Source organism: Sulfidibacter corallicola (assembly GCF_017498545.1).
In the GTDB taxonomy this organism is placed as follows: domain Bacteria; phylum Acidobacteriota; class Holophagae; order Acanthopleuribacterales; family Acanthopleuribacteraceae; genus Sulfidibacter; species Sulfidibacter corallicola.
In genome coordinates, this window is sequence record NZ_CP071793.1 from 6,209,508 (window position 1) to 6,229,178 (window position 19,671).

Here is a 19,671-nt window from a genome sequence, read left to right on the forward strand (position 1 = left end):
GAATCCCGCGCTGCTCAGGCCTGATCTATGGCTTTCACATCGGACGGGAATCAGTTGTTGGCGTTGATCAGCTCTTTCAATTGTTTGCCGACTTTGAAATAAGGAACTTTTTTCGGCGCGACTTCCACGCTTTCACCTGTTCGAGGGTTGCGACCGGTGCGCGGACCTCTTTCTCGTATACGGAAGCTGCCGAAACCCCTCAGTTCAACCCCTTCTCCGTGGTTGAGGGCGCTCACAACACACTCCAGAAAGGTATTCACCACCATTTCTGCATCTCTTTTGCTCACGTTGATGGACCGCGAGACAGCCTCAACGAGGTCTGCTTTTGTCATTGACACGGTTACCCAGCTCCTCTTCTCAGGATGATCGTTGAATGATCTTCGAAGTTTTCTTTAGACTGCTCTCTTTAAAATAGTTACCGTTTTTCGAATTGTCAATACCTCAAAAATGGGTTACGGCGCTTTTTTCGAAAAAGTGCGTCCTCCCACTCCAAACGATCGACACTCGCTCACCTCGCTTTTTTGTCGTGATGAGGTGTCGCGTTTTGGAGGTATCTTCGTTGTGATTCGTGTGGTGTTAAAAGTAATCTAACCCGTCTATCGGCACCTGCGCCATAAAATTAACTAAAATAAGGCCTTGATCTTAGAAAAAATTTAATTGGGTTGGAGCGGGCCCTTTCCCGACACGGTTTCCCATGCAACCGCAAGCCTGACGGGTCCCTGGGAAACGGATCTCGTGCAAACCCCTGTCTTGGAGTAAACCACTTGTAAAAAATAGTTTGACTGAGATTTTGCAAGGGTGGGGCGTCAGTCGCCCCGGGCTCGGATTTACGGCTCGATCAGAAGGTTCGTGATGCGCCGATTGAATGCTCGAGCCTTGCGCAGCAACTCGCCGCGGCCGTTTTCCAACTGGCGCCGCCAACCGCTGTCAGGTACGTGTAGAATCAGCGTGTTGTCTTCCAGAACCATCTCTTCGATTCGGTCGCCGATCAAGGGCCCGAAGATCAATCGAGGTTGGTCTGTCAGGCAGTGTTTTTTCAACCCTGGCAGGGCATTTTCGCGTATCAGCGTTTCGGTCAACGTCGCAATCGGCGTCATTTTTCTCAGGCGTTTGGTCCGCATCGCTACCTCCGGAGGGGTGCCGCGCCTATTGTGAAACAAATCTCCCTCATTCCAAAGCCACAATTCGTGGGTCCGCACCATGGCGACAGGTCGTCTCTCCCTCGAAGGCAGAAATCCGGGCCTTGTCTCTCGAATCGGGCACAACCACCACACCAATAGATCGGTGCCTGCAAGGTGAAATGAAGCCTTGATCTAAGTTGTTTTGGAACAGTAGATTGCGCGGGTGGTATGTGGCTTGCTTTGGTGCCTGTGAACGATACTCTATGGGGGCCGACCCGATGACGACTCAGCTCAAGTCATCCATGATACGTGTTTTGACCACGTGCGTATTTTTATCTTGCCTTTCTGTTGGGGCCATCGAGATTCGCACCAATATTAAAGAAGTCTCCCATGAGAGAGATTTTCAGTCCTTGGGTTTTTTCTTCCTGGACGTGGACAACGACGCCTTTGCCAATGCCAGTCCCGAAAACCCTATCTATATTCGCTTCAATACCGCTTTTTCCAACGGGTGGTCCAAGACCCTCGTCGATTTGCGGACCGGCTCCAACGGCGTACCGATCAACCTCGCGATCTCCCCCGCCAACAGCACGACGTCCCTGCACCCTGGAGTGCCGCCGACCGCGGTTCAATTGGTGCGGCTCATCAAGGGCGAAACCCAGGGCTGGATCCGGGTGACCTATTCCTCTTCGGTGTGGATCGACGGCGGCTCGGGTGGTGTCTCGCCATCCGAAGCGCAGCCGGTGACCTTCGGCCTGGGCCTGCGGGGCGGCGAATCGGTCAATCCGCGGTCCAACACCAGTACCGGCGGCAATGAATTCGACACCATCCCGGCCTTTACCGCCAGCACGGTGCTGTTCGCCGATTACCGGGAAACGCCGAGCTTTGGCGAAGGTACCCTCGAGACGCTCGATTTTCAGGCTTACGACAGCACTTCGCGAGGCATCGAGTCGGGTAGCCCGATTCCCGGGGCCGTGTTGTCCATCGCGTTCTCCAACGACAATCTCGTGGCGCGCGGCGTTTCCAGTCTTCCCTGTTTGGAATACCATTTCCAACCCGACGATTTCGAGTCGGTCGTGACGCCGCAACCGCTGTCGCGCTTCGATTTGGTGGGCATGCGGACCTACGGCATCAACTCCCCACCCGTGTACATTTCGAATACCAGCGATTTTCCCTGGCAGGCCGGTACCCGTTTGTTTCTCGTTCTCCCGGAATTCAATGTCGAGAGCTACGTGAAAGGCTGGCCACAAAGTACCACTCATTTCGATAGTGCGCGCGAGATCCTCATGTTCGCGAGGGACGTCGAAGTCAGCGGGGTTCCCGACACTTCCTGGGAAGTGAACAAGATCATGTGGGGCGATTCGATCTTCGCCGGCTACGAGATCGTCCTCAAAGAGGGTGAGTTCCCGGTGGATACCACGCTTCAGGTGGATGGGCTCTACGCCGAAGTGGATGCGGAAGATCTCGAATCGGCACGGCTCTCTCTCGAATTGAGCGGTTACTACCGCCACCAAACGGTGACGGATGGGGAATTTCGCTGGCTTCATCTTTCCGCGCGCCGCACGTTCGACCTGGAGGCATCCGAAGGTAGCTTTCAACGGCAGGTTCTGCCGTACACGGCCTTCGACGAAACGGAATGGAAATTCCAAGCCCAGGTCGTGAACACCCATGCCGGTAAGAACCGCGTGAGCGTCCATTTCTACAATCGCCACGGCATTCTCTTGCGGGTGTTCGGTCCTCATGAACTGAACGCCTTCGAACGCCTCGAGTTCGACCTCAACGAGTTGTTCGGTCCGGATGCCGATCGCCTGTTGGCCTGGGTCGAATTGCTCTCCGAACATTCGGCGACCGCGGTCGGGATCATCGAGGATGAGGCCCGCAGCATGCTGGATATCTATAGTAGTAACGATCGTCCGGTCGATACGCTGTATGGCGCGCATCTTCCGGCGCAGATCGGTGCCTGGGAAACCAAGGCGCTGGTGGTTTCGACGGATCTCGAAAAAGAAACGAGCTACTTCCTGCAATTGCCCGGAGCGGCCGAGCGCCAGTTGAGCGGATTTTTCTTCCCTGGCGGAACGGCGGTCCTGGACGACGAGGACTTCGTCGCTGACGAGGAACGCAGCCCCTGGTTCCAGGTTCAGGGTTCGTCGCAGTCCGGAGCCGGTTTGCTCTACTACTTCCGAAAGGACCGCGGCGATCAATTGGTATCGACGCCGCTGAACGTGGAGCCGCAGAAAAACTGGCGTTACGACCACGTGGGCGATCTCAAGAACCTTTGGTGGAACGGCCTGGTGATCCTGAACCAGAACGATCGGGCCGTCGAAGTGACCGTGCGCGGGTTCGGTGCCGACAACCAGGAAATCGAATCCAATACGTTCTCGATCGCCGCAAAGGAAAAGTTCGTGAATGTGTTGACCGCGGTGTTGCCCTACTTCGACGATCCCTATTTCACGCGAATCGAGGTGGTCTCCAACGTTCCCGTCGTCTCTTTCCTGCTGATGGGGCAAGAGGGCTTCTCGGTGTTGACGGCCGTCAACGGCAACATTCCCACCAGTGCCCACCAAATGGTTCCCTATGCGCCGAGACGTGAAGACGGGTTCCTGGGCCTGGCGGTGATCAATCCCTGGAACCAGAGCAATACCGTCGAGATCGGGTTCTATCGCGCCGACGGCAGCCTCGGCGAGACCCGCCAAGTCAACCTGGCGGCCTACGGCAAGCAGTTGACGCTGCTGCAGCAGCTCGTGGACGACCCGCTGCAGTACAGCCACCTCGTCCTCGAGAGTTCGCTGTCCTTCCGCACCTTCGCCCTGGCCGGAGGCAACGGCATCGAGCAGTTGGCCACGGTCGACGCCGTGCTCGTCACCTCGCCCGACGATTGAGATCGATCCCTCGATGGATCACTCTTTTCGACGTGCCACCTCCTTGACGCCTTCGCGGTTCGAATCGGTCGAAAGCCTCTGCCCTTCGAGACGCGGGGGCTTCTTTTATTCGGAGACGTCGTTCGTGGGGGAGGACGGCGGTTGGGGCTTCATGCGCACGACCACGACCGTCATGTCGTCGTCGTGGGTTCGGCCGTCGGCGAACAGGTCGCAGGCTTCGAAGAACTGGTGCGCCACGGTTTGGGCGCTGCCGCCGAGCCGGCAGATCCGTTGGAGCGTCTGGGCCACCTTTTCCTGGCCCCAGAGTTGGTTTTCCCGATTGAATCGTTCCGGGAACCCATCGCTGTAAAAGATCAGGTAATCGTCGGGTTCGAGCGTCAACTCCTGGCTCGCCACGGGGATTCGCTCCAAGAAGCCCAGCGGCGGGCCCTTCATGACCAGCGGTTTGAGCGTGTGGCTCTTGGCGCAGAAATGATAGGGGAACGGCATGCCCGCGAAGGCCATCTGGACATGGCGACTCTCCAGATCCAGAACCGAGATGCCGAGGCTCATGCCCATGGTTCGTTCGGTCAACGACTTTTTCAACCCGCGATTCAGTTCCTGGATCATGTCCACCAGTGAGGAGCCCTTCCCCAGCGCCCAAACCATGGAGCCCAATTTGGTCATGCCGACCACCAGGCCGGCGGCGAAGCCGTGTCCGGTGGCGTCGCCCACGGCGATGCAGAACCGCGAGGAATCCAGCTCGAGAAAATCGTAGTAGTCGCCACCCACCTCGGTGGCGGTGCGCATGGCGCCCACGGCCTCGAAGACTTCGTTGTCGACGTTGTCGCGAGGCAGCATCGAGAGCTGAATGCGGCGCGCGTAATCCAGTTCCTCGGTCTTGCGCTTGAGTTCCAGCTCTACCAGGGCTTCCTGTTGTTGGGACTCCAGCCGTCGCCGCTGCGCCAGGAAACCGAGGAACAACAGGGAGATGACAAGCACCACCTCGATGCCGTAGAACCACCAGGTTTGCCAAAAGGGCGGGCGAATACGAATGGCCAGGGTGGCACCTTCCTCGTTCCAGATGCCGTCGTTGTTGGCGCCGATGACGCGGAACGTATAGGTCCCGGGATCCAGGTTGGTGTACGTCACCTCGCGCTTGGTGCCGCTGAACTGCATGTGCGTGTCCAGGCCCTTGAGCTGGTAGTAGTACTGGTTTTTTTCGGTGTAGGTGAAGTCCAGCGCCGACCACTTGATTTCCAGGAAATTGCGGTTGTGGTCCAATTCCACGATGTGGTTGGGATCGAAGGGCCGCAGCGGCTGGCCCAGCACGTTGACGCCGGTCAGCACGATGGGCGGCGGATGGGGATTGGTGCTGAGCTCGGTGGGTTTGAACTGATTGAAGCCGTTGATGCCACCGAAAAAGAAGGTGTCGTCGCGATCGCGTCGAAAGAAACCGTGTGCGAAGGCGCTGTTGCCGATCAGGCCGTCGCCGGAATCGTAGTGAATCACTTCACCGCGACGCGGATCGAAGGATGTCAGACCCAGGCTGGTACAGAGCCAGAGGTTGCCGTCGCTGGATTCGAGTATGTCGTAGATGATGTTGCTGGCCAACGAGTCGCGCAGGGTGTAGTGCTCGAATCCGGCGGTTTCCCAGCGGTAGCGGTTGAGGCCGCCGCCCTGGGTGCCGACCCAGAGCCCCCCGTGGCCATCGATGTGCACGGCCGAAACGCCGTCGTGGCTGAGGCTGTCCTGGCGCGTGATGTCGTGGCGAAACAGGCGGGTTTTGCCTTCGTCTGGATGGTAACGAATCAGGCCGACACCGCGATTCGCCAGCCAGAGGTGTCCTTCTCCGTCCCTGACGATGTCCACGATGGCGCCCCGCTCGACGAGCGATTGGTCGCCACTCTTGAGATCGATGGCTTCGAACTGCTGGTTTTCGGGATCGAATCGATGCAGCACCGATCCGGTGGTGCCGACCCAAACCCCGCCGTCGCGGGCTTCGGCCAGGGACATGATGTAGTTGGAGGTGAGCTCCGAATTGGCGCGGGTGAACCTCGGAAACGTTCGATTGCTCAGATTGAGTCGACTCAATCCGGCCGGTGTACCGATCCAGAGGTTGCCGTCGGCGTCGTAGAGCAGGACCGTGATGTGGTCACTGGCCAAGCCGGTCGACGTATTCGATTCAGCCGTAGCATGGTGGATCACCCTTCCCGAAAGCGTGCTGAATCCCAGGACTCCGGATTGGAGCGTACCCAACCAGATCAGCGTGTCGTTTCCCGGGGCGTCGGTGATGGCCGTGATCTGATCGTTGGGCAGGCTGTTCTCGCGTTCGGGATCGCCGGTGATCAGCCTGAACTTGTGGCGAAAGCGGCTGAACTTGCTGAGGCCCGCGGATTTGGTGCCGATCCAGACCGTTTCGGCCCGGTCGACCGCGAGAGCCGTGATGTGGTCGTCCGAAAGGCTGTCGCGCCGGCTGGCGTCGTGCTGCAATCGAAAGAAGCGTTCACTGTTGGGATACAGCAGGTTGACGCCGTGCCCCGGCGTACCGATCCACAACCGATCCTGGGTGTCGAGTGCGAACACCGCTTCGCCGAAATTGGTGTCTGCCAACGAATAGGGATTGTCGGGATCGTGTCGGTATTTTTTGAAAGCGCCACTGCGCGGATCGAAGAGGTCCAGGCCGCCCGCTTCCGTCGCCAACCACAAACGGTCCAGGCCGTCGCGAAACAGGGTGTACACCACATTGTCGCTGATGCTTTGTGGCTCCGACGGGATGTGGCGGTATTGAATGTAGGTCTCTTCGATCAGGTCGAAGCGAATGAGGCCACCACCGTGGGTGATGATGAAGAGCTGATCCTCGATCTCAACCATTGGCGCCTGGTGGCGCTTGGGCGGAATCTTGTGGTAGCCGACCAACGAAAGGACGTCGATCGTGCCTGGATCCAGGAACCGCGAAAAGGTATCGGAATCCGGCAGATACTTGTTCAACCCGCCGCCATAGGTGGAGATCCAGAGGCCGCCGCGTCGATCGCGATGAATGTGCGAGACGAGGTTGGAACTGAGGCTCTCGAAATTGTCGGGATCGTGGAGGTAGGCCTCGAAGGAATCGCGCTCGCGATCGTAGCGGTAGAGGCCGCGATTGCGGGTACCGACCCAGACCTCGTCCCGGTGTTTTCCTTCGTGGTAACCGGTTTTCGGCGGATCGGCGAAGAGGGCCAGGGCCTGACCGGCACCGGTGTTGGTCTGCGCCAGATCGTAACGGTAGAACATGTCCTCCGCACGGGCATAGCGGTTCAGGACCCCGTTGGCGATCAGCCACAGATCGCCGTAGACATCCTCGGTGATTTCCGTGATGTGGTTCCCCGACAGCGTGTGCGGGTCGAAGGGTTCGTGCTTGAACGAGACCAGTTCGTATCCGTCGAAGCGCTGCAGGCCTTCCTGCGTGGCCACCCAAGAAAAGCCGTGCGAATCTTGAAACAGCACGTCGATTTTTCCCGGCGCCAGCCCTTGCTGCGACGTGATTCGCTGAAACGAGAAAGGCATGTTGGTCTGGGCCGACATCTGGACGGCACTCAAAAGCCCAACGGCCATGATCATCAAAAAAAACTTCATCTACTGGCCACGATTCCCACGAGTTTTCCGGATCCGACAGTTGCCGGTCGCACGTCGACCGATGTCGCGCACCGAGAGTGCCCTGCCGAGGGTTTCGACGGGGCGCGTCTCGGGTCGAGTGGTTCCGGCATCCCTCTTTTCCGCGGTGATGGGGACTGCAGGACCGGTCTTTTGTCGCGGTTCTGAAACTATCAAATCTTACTTTGACTGTTTACGAAATGTCAAAACGGGAAGTTCCGTTGCCTTTATGATGCTAACCTTTTTTTTCTGACTTATTTACGTTGTTAATTGGCACCGTCGCCCTTGTGGGCGGGGTCATTTTTTGAATTTCAGAAGGGAATGGCCGCCAAACCGGCCAATTGTTCGCCGAGGCCGGTATCCGTCAGGGTTCCGAACAGTTCGAAGCCGCAGATGGATTTTTGGTTGGCGTCGACGCGTAGGTAGCGAGCCGCCGCGGGAAGGGTCTCGGGTGCGAACAGGTCCTGGGCCACCGCTACCCACTTGGTGTTGGGTCCCAGTTGCCTGCTGGTCCGTACCAGCAACTGGCCATTGGCGTCATAGGCCGAGATTTGGATGTCGACCGCCACCGGTGCCACGTTGAGCAGCGAGATGCCGGTCCATTGACGGCCGTCCTCGAAGCTGACGTGCGGGAAATAGAGGCGATCCGTCAAGGCGGTGGCCGCCTGGAAGCCCGCCAACCGATTCAGTCCGTGGTCGCCGAAAAGTTCGAAGCCGGCCAGACCGCCGTCCGCTTCGACCTTGAGCCAGTCAACCTGGACTTCCCCGAACAGGTCCCGCGCGGTCTTCAAGAGCTTGCCGCCGGCCGGCAGGGATTGGTTGTCGAGCCGTATCTTCACCTGGCCGTCGTTGTCGTAGCCGACGAGGTTGAAGTTGGCTGTCGATGCGCCCACGTTGATCAGCGAGATACCGGTCCACCAGTTGATGGTGTCGCGCGCAATGTGGGTGAAATAGATTTCGTCGCCCTGGTAGGCGAAGTTGGGGTTCTCTCGGCGCGTGTTGATCATTTCGATGCCGGCCATTTCCCGCTGCTGGTCGGTGCGGCCGAAGACCTCGATGCCCGCCAGACCCGCTTCGCCGTTGGTGGTCTCGAACTCACCCCACCCGGGCAGGGGTCCCGCCAGGCGCTGGTCGAAGCGGAAATCGGTTTGGCTGTTGGTTTTCGCCAGCTCGGCGACCTGCCAATCCAGGTCGGGTGCCCTGAACCGCAAGGGGCTGTCCACCTCGCCCGCGTTGACGATGATCGCACGGGTATACCAGCCGTTGTTGGGGTCCGCGATGTGGGGCACCGTGATGCCGGGCGATAGCGAACGCAAGCCGCCGGTACTCATCAAGCGGGTGTCGTCCTCGCTTTCCGAGGAGGTATACCCCACCAGGCGCGTTTCGGCGCTGACCCGCACCCATTTGATGTCGCGGGCGGCGGGCGCGTCGGCATCGCCGCCGAAGAGGTCGGCGGCCTGGGTGTACATGTGGGCGCCGGCCTCCATCCGCAACGAAATGGTCGTGATGACGATGCCCTGTGCGTCCAGGCCTTGCAGGTTGACCTGGGTTGGCTGTCCGCTGGGATTGATCAGGCCGATGCTGGATGCCAGGTTGCCGTCCTCCACCAGAAACGGCAGGTACAGGCTGGGCTGCAGGGTGTTGATGGTCAGGCCGTAACTCAGGTTCATGCGGCGCTTGGCGTCGTTCACGGGTGCGATGGAGACGGCGTAGGCGCCCGGTTCCACATCTTGGACGACGAGGGCGTCTTCGCTGGATTGCGGGTCGCGCACGGGAACGTATGTCTCACCCTCCAACCGATAGAGCGTCACGGTCGCGGGAAGGTCGTCCTCGGTGCGGATCTGGACGCGAAGATTCCGTTCGGATTGGTTGACGGCGAACCGGAACACATCGAGGTCGTCGCCGTCGGACAGGCGCAGGTTATCGTAGTTGCCCTGCTGCAGTTCCGCGGCGTTATCGAGCCCGTCGTTGGGTTCGAAATTGCCGTCCTCGAAGGTCTGGACGGTGACGCGCACGGTGGCGGCGGTGGTTTCGGCGGTGAAGGGCGTGGTGGCTTTCAGCGAAACCACGTAGGGCTGACCCGGGGGCGAGGAGTTCGCGAAGGAAATGCCCGAAACGTAGGAACCGACGGCGCGCTGGATGTTGGCCGCCGTGCCGAAGTCCCACTCGTAGGTGAGGGCCAGGCCGTTGGGATCCTCACCGAAACCCTCGAACGTCAGGGCATCGCCCGGAGCCACGGTGATGTCTCCGTCGGGGAACACGATGCGCGAATCGGGTTCCAGGCTGGGGTCGATGACGCGTACCACCGTCTGCGACGGGAAGGTATTGCCGACACCGCCCGCATCCGTCACGAAATACTCGATCAGGTGTTCGCCCGCTTCGGTGAACGTGAACGGTGGCGGTGTTTCGCCGATGTCGTAGAAGGTGCCGTCGATCCACCACACGCTGGACAGGGGGAGTTGGCCGTCGGCGTCGCTGGGCGTTCCGCGAATGGTGACCGGCTGACCCACGGGTACCGCGAACACGCACTGGTTGCGCTCGTCGCGAACGTTGCAGCTCGGTTCCGCGATGGTCGCCTCGGGCGGAATGTTGTCGCCGAACACGAACAGCGAATACATTTCCCCAAAACTCCAGAGCCCGCATTGGTCGCGCGCGAACACGCGGATGGGGTACCAGCCGGGCTCGCTGAAGCCCACCGGATCGAGGCGCGATCCGGCTATCTCGCGCCCATCGGAAAAGTCCCAAAAGACGTCTTCGATGACCTGTCCCTCTTGCGGTAGGAAGCCGATCTCGAAATTGAACGTGACGCCCACCGGACCCGAAAGCGTGGTGTCGGCAGGGCTGATCGGTTGAAATACCGGATGGGGCACCTCGCACACCGCTTCGGGGTCGAGCACTTGGACGAAGCGCGTCAGGGCGAAGGTCGCCGCGCCGAAGCTGTCTTCCACCTGTAGGGAAATGCGGTACAGGCCGGCCCGATCCAGCGCCATGTTGTCGACGAACGGTTGCTCCCAACGCAGGGGCGGTTCGCTGCCCCAGGGGTAGCGGTCCACTTCCCATTTGAAACAGAGTTCGTCACCGTCGAGATCGTCGGCCACCCCGGAGAGCCCGAGCTCGGAGCCGAGAAGAATGTTGTGATCGAAATTGGGTTCGACGATGGACACGTTTTGGGGCGGGCGATTGGTGTCGCGGACCCAAATGTTCACGGTGTCGACGATCTCGTCGCGCAGGTTTTCGTCTTCGGCGGCGGCAGTGTGGAAAAAGGCCGAGTAGTAGCCGGCCTCCCAGGTCTGGGCCGGTGGCTCCGAGCCGTCGAGCATGAACCAGACGCCGTTGTCGTTGTCGAGGATATTCCAGTAACTGGTGATTTCGCCCAGATCCGATTCCGCTTCGACCCGACCCCGAAGAGTCACCTGGCCGCCGACCTGAATTTCGTAATCGCCCGTGGTCGCGTTGTTGGCAACCGGTGCCACGATGACTCCATTGGGTGGTTTGCGGCCCTCGTAAACTTGGATGGCCACGAAACTCAAGTTGCTTTGAATGTTGCCTTTGCTGTCCACGGCAAACAGGTTGGGGAACCAGACCCCGGCGTCGCCGTAGCTGTGGGTCGGCTCCGTTTGACCCGAAAGCAGGTTGCCGTCGCCGAAGTCCCAATACAGGGTGACGCCGTCGTCCTGGGCATCGAAGCCGTGGCCCTGAAAGGAGATCTCCTCGCCGAGGGCAAAGGTCGCGCCGTTGGCCGGCCGGTTGAAAAAGGGCCAGGGCGGGATTTCCTGGGCGTTGGCCACGATGCGCGGGTCGTGGACGAACAGCCAGCGGCGGAAGGGGGTGCCGGTCTGGCCCTGGTCGTTGCTGACCGTCAGGGTGACCTGGTAGATGCCCGGCTCGGCGTAGGTCGTGGTCGGCGCTTCGCCCGTACCGGTCTGTCCGTTGCCGAAATCCCATTGGTAGCCGAGATTTTCCGCATTGCGGCCATTGATCTCGAAGAAAACCGTTTCGTCGGGATTGGCCATGTAGGCGAAATCTCCGGCACCTCCCGTGAAGGAGGCCCAGGGCAGTTCCGTTTGGGCCTGGATGGGAAGGCTGCAAAGCAGGCCCCAAAGAATCGTCGAAACGAGAACGGTACACCGGTCAAACCATTTCAGCACAATACACCTACCTCAGCGACCAAGTTCGATTGTCTATAGTGGTTCTTCGTTGACCCTGTCGGCACCTCGATATCCTCGGCGCCGGGCGGGCATGGGCAATTCTGGTGGCGGCATCGCTGGCATGAAAAGGGCCCCGTGCTACCAGGTGACGAGCGGGTTCACGCTGGTGATCGGTCTGAGTCCGAACATCGAAAAGAGGCACCGATACCTTAATTAAATAATGAGCGAGACGGCGAATTGCCAACTTTTCGACCGATGAAGGCGCGTTTTTGTGGGGAATCACAAAAAGTGAGGGAACCCGGGGCCAAAACGCGATCGAGGTGTAAGACGCGTCGATCGAATGGCGGCCCGGACCTTTGGCTCGGGCAAATGCCGAGGCATCTTTCCCAAAGACCCGGACACATAAATCGGCAATGTCCTGTAGAAGCGGGCCCTTCAAGGCTTTGCGCGCCATCGTCGCCCTTTGCCGCCGTTCGCACCGGTTGCCGCACCTGCCATCGGCTGCTATGCTGAAGGCAAATCCAAAGGGATTCTGCGACGAGGTTTGGATCCCTCGCGATTCGTCCAACTTCCGTGTTCGTCCCGGTGATCAATTTCCCGAAATTGGCAACCGGAACGCATACGGGACTCACCCATTCATGGGAATCGCCGCTTTTCGGGCCGATGTTCGCGTCGGCTTGTGCGGCATTCCGCCAGCCGGCGGCGCCTTTTCATCACGGCGTTGCCGTGTCGATTGAACGAGGTTTTGTCCATGTCACCTGCACTGGCGACGTTACCGATGCTGTCCGTTGATGAACTGGAAATCGCCCGATTCGACACCGAAGGCTATCTGGTGTGTCGCGGACTCGTTCCCGGTTCGAGTTGCGACCGCCTGAAAGCGGCGTTCGAAGACGACATCAAACCGTTTCGCGGGGTGATGGCTCGGGATACCACCCGAGAGCCCGAGGCCCACCGCTTTTCCGAGAGTGGGGCGATCGTCAACGCCCTGCTGCACCCGCACGATTTGACCCGCAAGGCCTTTCGACCCTTTCGCGATGCCTGCCTGCACGTGCTTTCCAGTTCGGCCCTGCTGCATTGGGCCAGGCGATTGATCGGTGCCGATCCGGTTCTCGTCAAATCGGTCTACCACGAGAGCGGCACCGGCAAGGCACCTCACGCCGATACCCACTTCATGGATTCCCAATTGACCGGGAGGATGATCGGCTGCTGGATCGCGCTCGAGGACATCGCCGCCCAGGCCGGCCGTTTCTTCGTGTATCCGGGCAGTCACCGGCTTCACGATGCCACCCATTTTCCCGAGGATGCGGTGGAGGGTTTTCTGGCATACGAGTCCGCGATGCTCGAAGCGATTCGCGGGTATTACCTGGAGGGCGACACGGCCAACCTACGCGCCTTCGAATTGGCCCGCACCCGCCTGGCTGACGTCATTCGCGGCTGCCGCCTGGCCTGTCGCACCCCCGAACTGAAAAAAGGCGATGTCTTGTTCTGGCACGCCCGTACGCTGCACGGCAGCCTCAAACCCAAGAACCCGCCGCGGACCCGGCACTCCCTGACCGGCCATTTCATCCCGGCCGGAAGCCGGCTGTTGCGTTACCACAGCGAGGTGGAACCGGTGCCGGCGCGGGAAGTCGACGGACTCTGGGTTCGCTATCGCGGTGGCCGCCACTGGTCCTGATCCCCCGAATCGGCGGCCGACCCACGATCCCGGGAAACGGTGTCGCGTTCGTGTTTGGCGCGAACGCGACGCCCTCGAAAGTTCCCGCAAAGCGCCGGAACCGGCAAGACGCTTCCTGTCGGGAGGTTGCCGCTTATTTGGAAAAAAGCGTCATTGTTGTATGCTTGGCTTCCGTTAACAAGGGTACCGACCTGATTTCCGAAGACCGCCATCGCGCCGGCTTCCTGTCCTTTTCGCCGCTGTCGAGAACCACTTCGAGCCGAGGCAGAATGTGTACTCAAGAATCTTGATCCTTACCCTCCTGCTGATGTCGTCGATCCTGTTCTCGTGGCATCATTGGTCGGTTTACCTCGATCGAAGTGCCGCCTTTCCAGCCGTGGAGGACGACGCGTTGGTGCTCGCACGCCACCCCGAGGACCACCTGGCCTTGGAAATCCATTCCGCGGTGGCGCCCCATTTCGACGGACAGTTGTACCCGTTGCACATGCCCTTCTCGGAAGTCAGCCTGACCTTGGTGGAAGGGTTCCTCGCCCGAAATCAGGAGGCGATGACCCGGCTGATCCGCCTTCACCAGAAAGACGACACCCAGTGGCGTGTTCGCGATCCCGATCTGCGTCACCATTCCAGACAACCGGGAATCCTGGGGGACGAGGCGACCAGCGGCATGTCCAGCGACCTGTTGCTGGATTGGTCGGGCTCGTTGGCGGTGTACGGTGCCTTTCGCGAGTCCGAGCTGGGCAAACACGACGAAATGCGCCAGGCCCTGATGCTGTCGGCCGATCTCCGCGATCTGGCCCTGCACAATCCCAGTGCCGAGATGCTCAACAACACCCGGCATTGGCGGTTCCGGTTGCTCAGCCTGTTGGCGTTTCACCGCAGCAAGGCCTTGCCGGTCGAAGATGCCCTGGCGTTGGTGCCCGATACCATGCTGCTGCGGAAGGCACTCAGTACCGCGATGTACACCCGCTTGCGCGATATCGAGGCGGAAGTGAAAAAAATGGGGCGCAGTTCCTCGGTGTTCCAACCCATATCGCGGGACCGGGAGTGCCTGCTGCTCGTTCGCCGCCTCTACGGTTTCTACAATGGCGATCGCATGCGCGAGCCGCTGCTGAACAAAGTGCCCCCTTCGGATTGGTTCCAGATTACGCCTCACCGCTATCGGTTCGACCCTCGCTGGCTGCGCGACGAACTGGAGCGGATGATGGTGGAAACCGGGCTGGAAATGGTACTGCAGGACGCCACGCGTCTCATCGTGGTGCTCGGGCCCGATGCCCCCTCGCACGTCGTTGCGGCGCGGGCGGATGCGATCGATCGATTGGGATTGGTCAATCCCTTCGACGGTCGACGCTACAGATTGGATGCCGAGGGGCGTCTTTTGATGCTGCCTTCGGGTCACCGTTGGACGGCCTGGTTGGGCCCGCGTGAGGACCTGCACGAAAAGTGGGGTGATTGGATCGCACTCCCGGCGCATCCCGTCAAAAACGCCAGAATCGAGCACTGATCGTCCCGGACGGGGAAAAGCCTTTCCGTCTCGTTCCTGGACGCCTCATGCGTCGTCGCCCGATCGCCGATCGTCGGCACCCATCGCGACGGGACCCTCCAGCACCCGTTTTACGCCCCATGGAAAGAGGGGACCGGCAAATGCGGTTCGTCCGGGATCAGTTTGGCCTTGCCGGATCGCCGCGCTTTTTCCATACTTGGGATATCGCCACCACAACCCTTCTCTGGTCCATAGATCCGCTCTTGGATCCGAAATCAGTTGCAGGTGTCGAGTTGCGTCGTGGTCCCGGCGAACGCTGCGAAACGTGAATCTTCAATCATCGAGACAGTTTGTGAGGAGTGTCCCTATATGAGTAACGGCAAGAAAGGATGTGTGATCGCGGGATTGGGTTGTGGCACCATGATGCTCGTGGGCATGGGCATCGCGGGTTTTTTCATGTACCAGCAGGCCAAGGCCATTCAGGAAGGAATCGAGAATCCCGAACCCAGGGCACTGGAGCTCTTGGGAACGACGAGCCTGCCCGAGGGCTATTACGCCCAGATGGCGATGGGTGTGCCTTTCGTGATGGATGTGGTGTTCCTCTCCGATCGGCCGCCGAGCGAAGGAGAGCCGGGTCCCGATGGGCTTCAGAGCCAACGGGTGTTCATGTTCATGCAAATGAAAATCGCCAATATCAAGGAATCCGAGCTGGAAGCGTTCATTTCCGGGGAGGCCGACCAGTCCGATGTCCTGAGCCAATCGGGGATCCAGGTGGATCAGAGCCAAGTCATTCAGCGCGGCTTTTTCGATATGGAAGGCGGGAAAGTTCACTACATGACCCAGCGGGGTGAGGTCAAATTCGGGAACAACGCCAACTTCAACAATCGCGACGGCCTCTCCACCCTGTTCGTCGTCCATTGCGAAAGCGATCCCAAGGTGCGTTTCGGCGTTTGGTTCAGCAACGATCCGGATCCCAGTGTGCCTCTCGACCAGTTGGACGTGATCGGTACCGCCGCCGACCCCGAGGCTTTTCGCGGGCTGATGAGTCACTTCGGATTCTGCAACGCCAATTAAGTGAATCCCACCGGAGCATATCGATGCTCGAAGAGGGGAGAGACCCGTGAAGGAAACCCGGTGCCGTCGTTATCGGGTTTCCTCGCTTCGGGGTGGATGTCGCCTCGCAAGCCGATGCGAACCGGAGGGTTCGCCTGCCCCTGGAGGACCTGACCGATGCCCATGGAAGTTCGTGTCGTCGCCTACGATCCCGATTGGCCGCAGATGTTCCGGAACGAGTCACGGCAAATCGCGGCCGTTCTCGGGCCCGACCTGATCGAGATCCACCACATCGGCAGTACCGCGATCACGGGGATCTACGCCAAGCCGATCATCGACATGCTGGGCGAGGCTCGCCACTTGGCAGCCGTCGATCGCCACGCCGCGGAAATGACCGACTTGGGATACGAAGCCCTGGGCGAATTCGGGATCCCCGGGCGACGCTATTTCCGCAAGGAAACGCCGGAGGGCCGTAGAACCCACCATCTGCACGTCTTTTCCGCGGGATGCGACCAGGTGCGGCGCCACCTGGGCTTCCGCGACTTCATGAACCGCCATCCCGAATGGGCCCAAAGGTATTCGGCCCTGAAACGAAAACTGGCGGCGGCGCACCCCGACGATATCGAGGCCTACATGGACGGCAAGGATCCCTTCATCGGCGAGATCGACCGTCTGGTGGCACGCCGGCAATCGGGAGACTGATCCTCCCGCCGAGATGATCCGCTGCGGATGGTATACTTCCGGTCGCGGCGCGCGGAACCTGGGCGCTCCAATGGGATCGAAGACCGCTGCGGTCTGTGCGGACCTGCGCCGACTCCCGCGTCGAAGAGGATGATGTCGAACCCATGCTTTACGAACTCAGCAATTTGAAGCTGCCGGTAGGCGCTTCTCCGCAACCGCTGGAAGATGCCGTTGCCGGTCAGATCCGCGTAACCGCCGACCGTATCCAACGCGCGCGCATCACGCGCGAAGCGCTGGATGCGCGCAAAAAACCCCATCTCTTTCGGGTGGTGACCGTCGAATTCCGCGTCGATCCGCCGTTGCCGGAGCCGCTACCCAAGAACGTCCGCGTCCAGCCTGTTTCTCGGCTGGACATCACACGACCGGCGCCCTTGCCGCTGCGCGAGCCCGCCGTTCCCGGAGCGGGTCGGCGACCGGTAGTCGTGGTCGGCTCGGGGCCGGCGGGTCTCTTCGCGGCCCTGGCCCTGGGTGAGGCCGGCCTGCCGACGATCCTGCTGGAGCGCGGGAAACCGGTGGAGACGCGCATGCGCGACATCGGTCAACTCCGCTCGCACGGCGATCTGGATCCCGAGAGCAATGTCTGCTTCGGCGAAGGCGGCGCGGGCACCTACACCGACGGCAAACTCTACACGCGCGTCAAACACTCCTACGTGCGCTGGGTTTACCGGCGATTGGTGGATTTCGGGGCGCCGGAACGCATTTTGGTCGATGCACATCCGCACCTGGGAACCGACAAATTGGTGCGGTTGGTGAAGCATCTCCGGCTTCACCTGCAGGAGCGCGGGGTCACGGTGCGGTTCGGCGCGCTCGTGTCGCGTCTGTTGGTGCGCGATGCGCGGGTTCACGGTGTGCGGCTGGCCGACGGGGAAGAGATCGAGGCCGACCGAGTCGTGCTGGCGATCGGTCACTCGGCCCGCGACACCTTGGCCAACCTGTTGGAAGACGGGGTGAAAATGGAACCCAAGTCTTTCGCGGTCGGCGTTCGGGCCGAGCATCCCCAGGAACTCATCAACTTGTCCCAATACGGAACCGCGTCGCCGCCGGAAGACATCGGGGCGGCCGCCTACCGGCTCACCCACCAGGTGCCCGACGCGAATCTGGGTCGCCGCGGCGTCTATTCGTTCTGCATGTGCCCGGGCGGTTTCATCGTTCCCAGCCCGACGGAGGTCGCGCACATGGCGATCAACGGCATGAGCAACGCCAACCGCTCGGCGCCCTACGCCAATTCGGGCATCGTGGTGCAGGTCATGCCCGAGGACCTGGCCCGGCACGGCTACGCCCACCATCCCTTGATGGGGATTCGCTTTCAACGGGATCTGGAAGCGGCGGCCTTTCGGTCGACGGACACGGCCTATGGCGCACCGGGCATGCGCATCGACGATTTCGTTGCGCGCAGGGCGCGGGGCCGTATGGCCGGTACGCACTTTCGACCCAAGGCCGAGCCTCACGATTTGTGGGAACTCCTACCGAACTGGATCGCCGAGCCGCTCAGCCAGGGGCTGAAGCGCTTCGATCGGTTGATCAAGGGATACGCGGGGGCCGAAGGGAACCTGTTGGCGGTGGAAAGCCGAACCAGCGCGCCGATTCGGATCCCGCGCAACGAGGTCTTCGAGGCCGAGGGTATGGCGGGTTTGTATCCGGTCGGAGAAGGTGCGGGTTACGCCGGTGGTATCGTCAGCGCGGCGGTGGACGGACTGCGCGCCGCCGAACACATCATCGAAACCTGGTCCTGATCTGGTTGCCAGGTTTCGCGAGCCGAGCCCGGACCATTCAGGGAACCATCGCCATTGGAAGTGGCCAAGCTCGGTATCCCCGTTTCCAAAGAGCACAGTCGATCACGCCGCTGGCCGCGCGCCAGCGAAGCCGCCAAGTCCAAAGCCCCCGCCTCGAGAGAGGGGCGTGCGGCCTGTAGGTTCACCAGCTTGGTGAACCAATCGAAGCAACTCAAGCAACAAAAATCCATTGCGCCAAAGAGCAATGCACGGAATCACCCTCGCGACCCCAATCCGAAGCCGCCAAGTCCAAAGTCCCCGGATCGAGAGAGGGGCGTGCGGCCTGTAGGTTGGGCTGCCAGCCCGACAAATCGAAGCGACCCAGGCAGCGGTAGTGGGAAAGCGCCAAAGAGCGAAGCCAACACTCCGTTGGCAGCGCGCCAGCGAAGCTGCAAAGTCCAAAGTTCCCGCATTGCGAGAGGGGCGTGAGGCCTGTAGGTTCACCAGCTTGGTGAACCAATCGAAGCAACCCAGTTAGCGTTTCAGTGGAATGCTCAAGAGCGAAGCCGATCCCTTTCGTCGAAGGGCCTCCCGTCGAAATCCCCAAGCTTTGAGGTTCCCGATGCGGAAACTGGTGGTAGGGCGCTGACGACGGAAGCCTTTCAGCGAAACTTTTGGCTCCGCTCCTTGGGATCGTGTGATCTTGTGATCTGGCCCACTTGGAAGTGTCGGCCCGGCACTCTGGGTGGATCCGGCACGTACAGCGACGACGCCCCTCTCAGGGGGTGGCAACTACGAGACGACCCCCCTTGACGGATGGCCTTTCATCGAAGGATGGGTTTCGTTGTTGGACATTCTGATAAACCGTAGGTTGGGTCGCTTCGACATGTCGGCCCGGCGGGCTTACCGCCCCTGCCATACCGGCCGTGACCAACCGACAGCGACGACGCTTCTCTCAGCATGCGGGAACTACGAGACAACGCACTTCGCTGGAGAACCTTCCGCGGAAGAATCGGCTTCGCTCTTGGGCATCCCGATAAACCGTAGGGATGCGTTGCTTCGATTGGTGGAGCAGGCTGCTCCACCTACAGGCCAGGTTTCTCTCTCGGTAGTCGGGAACAGCGAGGATGGGTACTCCGGAGTGGGCGTTTCGGGAAAGAATCGGCTTCGCTCTTGGGCATCCTGATAAACCGTAGGGATGTGTTGCTTCGATTGGTGGAGCAGGCTGCTCCACCTACAGGCATGGTTCCTCC

General features: G+C 60.4%; 10 protein-coding genes. 6 read left to right on the forward strand and 4 right to left on the reverse strand.

What is annotated here, in order from left to right; translation table 11 throughout:
- Nucleotides 1–50 precede the first annotated feature (50 nt).
- Together J3U87_RS19120 and J3U87_RS19125 are read right to left on the reverse strand one after the other, a co-directional pair.
- Nucleotides 51–332, reverse strand: coding sequence for an HU family DNA-binding protein (locus J3U87_RS19120; RefSeq protein WP_237384514.1), 282 nt, complete (start codon nucleotides 330–332; stop codon nucleotides 51–53).
- Nucleotides 333–827: 495 nt separating this feature from the next.
- Entirely contained in the window at nucleotides 828–1,121 is a 294-nt protein-coding gene (locus J3U87_RS19125) for a DciA family protein (RefSeq protein ID WP_237377379.1), read from the reverse strand.
- A gap of 410 nt (nucleotides 1,122–1,531) precedes the next feature.
- Between J3U87_RS19125 and J3U87_RS19130 the strand changes: the two genes are divergently transcribed.
- Nucleotides 1,532–3,997: a hypothetical protein gene (locus tag J3U87_RS19130; RefSeq protein ID WP_237377380.1), complete on the forward strand. Its 2,466-nt coding sequence runs from the start codon at nucleotides 1,532–1,534 to the stop codon at nucleotides 3,995–3,997.
- Between the two features lie 105 nt (nucleotides 3,998–4,102).
- Here the strand turns inward: J3U87_RS19130 and J3U87_RS19135 are convergent, their stop codons facing one another.
- Nucleotides 4,103–7,591 (reverse strand): two-component regulator propeller domain-containing protein, encoded by a 3,489-nt coding sequence (locus tag J3U87_RS19135; protein WP_237377381.1) that lies wholly within the window; start codon nucleotides 7,589–7,591, stop codon nucleotides 4,103–4,105.
- A gap of 329 nt (nucleotides 7,592–7,920) precedes the next feature.
- Nucleotides 7,921–11,757: a PKD domain-containing protein gene (locus tag J3U87_RS19140; protein WP_237377382.1), complete on the reverse strand. Its 3,837-nt coding sequence runs from the start codon at nucleotides 11,755–11,757 to the stop codon at nucleotides 7,921–7,923.
- Between the two features lie 751 nt (nucleotides 11,758–12,508).
- Here J3U87_RS19140 and J3U87_RS19145 point away from each other — a divergent pair.
- The 5 genes from J3U87_RS19145 to J3U87_RS19165 all read left to right on the forward strand — a co-directional run bounded on the left by J3U87_RS19145 (nucleotide 12,509) and on the right by J3U87_RS19165 (nucleotide 18,439).
- Nucleotides 12,509–13,432: a phytanoyl-CoA dioxygenase family protein gene (locus J3U87_RS19145; RefSeq protein ID WP_237377383.1), complete on the forward strand. Its 924-nt coding sequence runs from the start codon at nucleotides 12,509–12,511 to the stop codon at nucleotides 13,430–13,432.
- Between the two features lie 271 nt (nucleotides 13,433–13,703).
- Entirely contained in the window at nucleotides 13,704–14,933 is a 1,230-nt protein-coding gene (locus tag J3U87_RS19150; protein WP_237377384.1) for a hypothetical protein, read from the forward strand.
- A gap of 348 nt (nucleotides 14,934–15,281) precedes the next feature.
- Nucleotides 15,282–15,986, forward strand: coding sequence for a hypothetical protein (locus J3U87_RS19155; RefSeq protein ID WP_237377385.1), 705 nt, complete (start codon nucleotides 15,282–15,284; stop codon nucleotides 15,984–15,986).
- A gap of 156 nt (nucleotides 15,987–16,142) precedes the next feature.
- Nucleotides 16,143–16,667 carry a GrpB family protein gene (locus J3U87_RS19160; RefSeq protein ID WP_237377386.1) on the forward strand — a complete coding sequence of 175 codons (525 nt, stop codon included), beginning with the start codon at nucleotides 16,143–16,145 and terminating at the stop codon, nucleotides 16,665–16,667.
- A 143-nt stretch (nucleotides 16,668–16,810) separates the two neighbouring features.
- Complete coding sequence (locus J3U87_RS19165) at nucleotides 16,811–18,439, forward strand: NAD(P)/FAD-dependent oxidoreductase (RefSeq protein ID WP_237377387.1); 1,629 nt, start codon at nucleotides 16,811–16,813, stop codon at nucleotides 18,437–18,439.
- Nucleotides 18,440–19,671 lie beyond the last annotated feature (1,232 nt).